The 2,625-nt window shown below is 68.6% G+C and carries 1 protein-coding gene; it reads right to left on the bottom strand.

The genetic code is table 11. The annotated features are described in order from the left end of the window. Nucleotides 1-2,625: non-ribosomal peptide synthetase (locus tag AOK09_RS31665; protein WP_157876114.1), on the bottom strand; the 2,625-nt coding region annotated here is incomplete at both ends.

The raw sequence follows: 2,625 nt of genomic DNA, 5'->3' as shown, positions 1-2,625 counted from the left end.
GCTCGTTGAGGAGGCTCTCGGAGTTGTTCTCGTCGCCGAGGAGGTGGTGCTGCCAGAGGGCGTAGTCGGCGTACTGGACGGGCAGTGGTGACCATTCCGGGGTGCCGCCCGCGACACGGGCTGTGTAGGCCTGCGATATGTCGGCGGCGAGTGGGGCGAGTGACCAGCCGTCCGCGGCGATGTGGTGGAGGACGACGACGAGGACGTGGTCCTGCGGGCCCACGGCCAGGAGGTCGGCGCGCAGGGGCAGGCCCGCGGCGAGGTCGAACGTGCTGCGGGCCAGGCGCGTCACGGTCGCGGCGAGGTCGTCCTCGGTGACCTCGTCGGTGCGCAGTTCGAAGGACAGCTGCGACGACGGAAGGATCTGCTGCTGTGGGACGCCGTCGATGGTTGTCACGACGGTGCGCAGTATCTCGTGGCGTGTGAGGACGTCGCGGAAGGCCTGTTCCAGCGCGGTCCGGTTGAGGTTGCCGTGCAGTCGCATGGCGAAGGGGATGTTGTAGGTGGCGTTGGGGCCTTGGAGTTCGCTGAGGAACCACAGGCGGCGCTGTGCGAAGGACAGAGGCAGGATCTCCGGCCGCACGCCTGCTGTCAGAGCGGGGCGAACGGCGTGCCCGCCGTCCGCCGGCACGGCGGCGATGCCGGCTGGGGTGGGGGCGTTGAAGACGGTGCGGAGGGGGATGTCGCTGCTGAGGGTGGTGCGGATGCGGTTGATGAGTCGGGTGGCGAGGAGGGAGTGGCCGCCGAGTTCGAAGAAGTTGTCGTCGGGGCCGACTTCGGGGAGGCCGAGTACCTCGGCGAACAGGGTGCACAGGTGTGCTTCGCGTTCGTTGGCGGGTTTGCGGCCTGTGCCTGGGGTGGGGAGTTCGGGTGCGGGGAGGGCGCGGCGGTCGAGTTTGCCGTTGGTGGTGACCGGCATGGCGTCGATGACGACGACGGCGGAGGGGACCATGTAGTCCGGCAGGAGGGTGCCGACGTGGGTGCGTACTCGCGCGGACAGTTCCCCGTCGTCCGGGGTCGCGGTGTTGCTGTCGGTTGGTATGACGTAGGCGACGAGGCGTTGGTCGCCGGGGCGGTCCTCGCGCACGAGCACGGCGGCTTGTGCGATGCCGGGGCATCGGGTGACGGCGGAGTGGACTTCGCCGAGTTCGATGCGGAAGCCGCGGAGTTTGACCTGGTCGTCGGTGCGGCCGAGGTATTCCAGGACGCCGTTGGTGTTCCAGCGGGCGAGGTCGCCCGTGCGGTACATACGGGAGCCGGCGGGACCGTGGGGGTCGGCCACGAACCGCTCCGCCGACAGGCCCGGACGGTTCAGATAACCGCGCGCCAGACCCTCACCCGCGATGTACAGGTCTCCCGGTACGCCAGGGGGCACCGGCTGCAGACCGGAGTCGAGGACGTACACCCTGGTGTTGGCGATCGGCGTTCCGATCGGCGGGTTCTGTCCCGAGGGGACCAGCGGGGTGCTCATCGTCGCGCAGACGGTGGTCTCGGTCGGGCCGTAGGCGTTGATCATGAGGCGTCCCGGTGCCCATTTCGCCACCAGTTCCGGCGGGCAGGCCTCACCGGCGACCACCAGCGTACGTATCGACTCCAGGCTGTCATCGGGCACCGTGGCGAGGACTGAGGGCACCACCGTCGCGTGCGTGATGCCGAGACGCGGGTCCGTCAGCGCGGAGATCTGCGAGTCGACCGGGAGGAGAACCAGAGTCGCGCCGGACAGAAGTGCCGTGCACAGCTCAGAGACAGAGGCGTCGAAGCTGGGCGAGGCGAACTGCAGCACCCTGCTGTTCTCGTCGATACGGAACCTTTCGACCTGAGCGCTGACCAGGCCGGCGATGCCCGCGTGGCTCACCACGACGCCCTTCGGGCGGCCGGTCGAACCGGAGGTGTAGATCACGTACGCGGCCTGGGTACGCGAGACCGGGACGCCGGGATTCGACTCCGGTTCCTCGTGCGTGGCCCGGACGGCGCCGAGTTCGTCAATCACCTGGACCGGCTGACCGTCGGCCAGCATGTAGGCAATCCTGTCGGCCGGATACTCCGGGTCCACCGGCAGGTACGCAGCGCCGGTCTTCAGCACACCGAGGGTCGCCACGACCAGCTCCATCGAGCGGGGCAGTACCAGCGCGACGATCTGCTCCGCGCCGACTCCCCGTCCGAGGAGGTGGTGGGCGAACCGGTTGGCCCGCTTGTTGAGTTCGGCGTACGACACCTTGTCGCCCTCGGCGTCGACCACAGCGATGGCGTCGGGGGTGCGGGCGACCTGGGCCTCGAAGAGATCAACGATCGTGCCGGTGGGTACGACGTGTGCGGTGTTGTTCCACTCGGCAAGGACCTGGTGGCGTTCGGCGGGGTCCATGACGTCGACGTGGTGCAGGTGGATGGCCGGGTCGGCGATGACCGTCTTCAGTACCCGCACGAACCGCTCGCTCAGCTCTGTGGCGGTCGTGTGCTCGAAGAGGTCGGTGGCGTAGGTGAGTGTGCCGTTCACGCCGGCTGGGGTGCCGTCTGTGTCGAGGGTTTCGGTCAGGTCGAGGGTGAGGTCGAACTTGGCTGGAGCGTCGCCGGTGGTGGTGAGTTGGATGTTCAGGCCGTTGAGGTCGAGGACGGCTGGGGTGGTGT

The organism is Peterkaempfera griseoplana, assembly GCF_001418575.1.
Taxonomy (GTDB): Bacteria; Actinomycetota; Actinomycetes; order Streptomycetales; family Streptomycetaceae; genus Peterkaempfera; species Peterkaempfera griseoplana.
The sequence above is the reverse complement of the archived record's forward strand: the minus strand, read 5'-3'. Positions and strand labels throughout refer to the sequence as shown.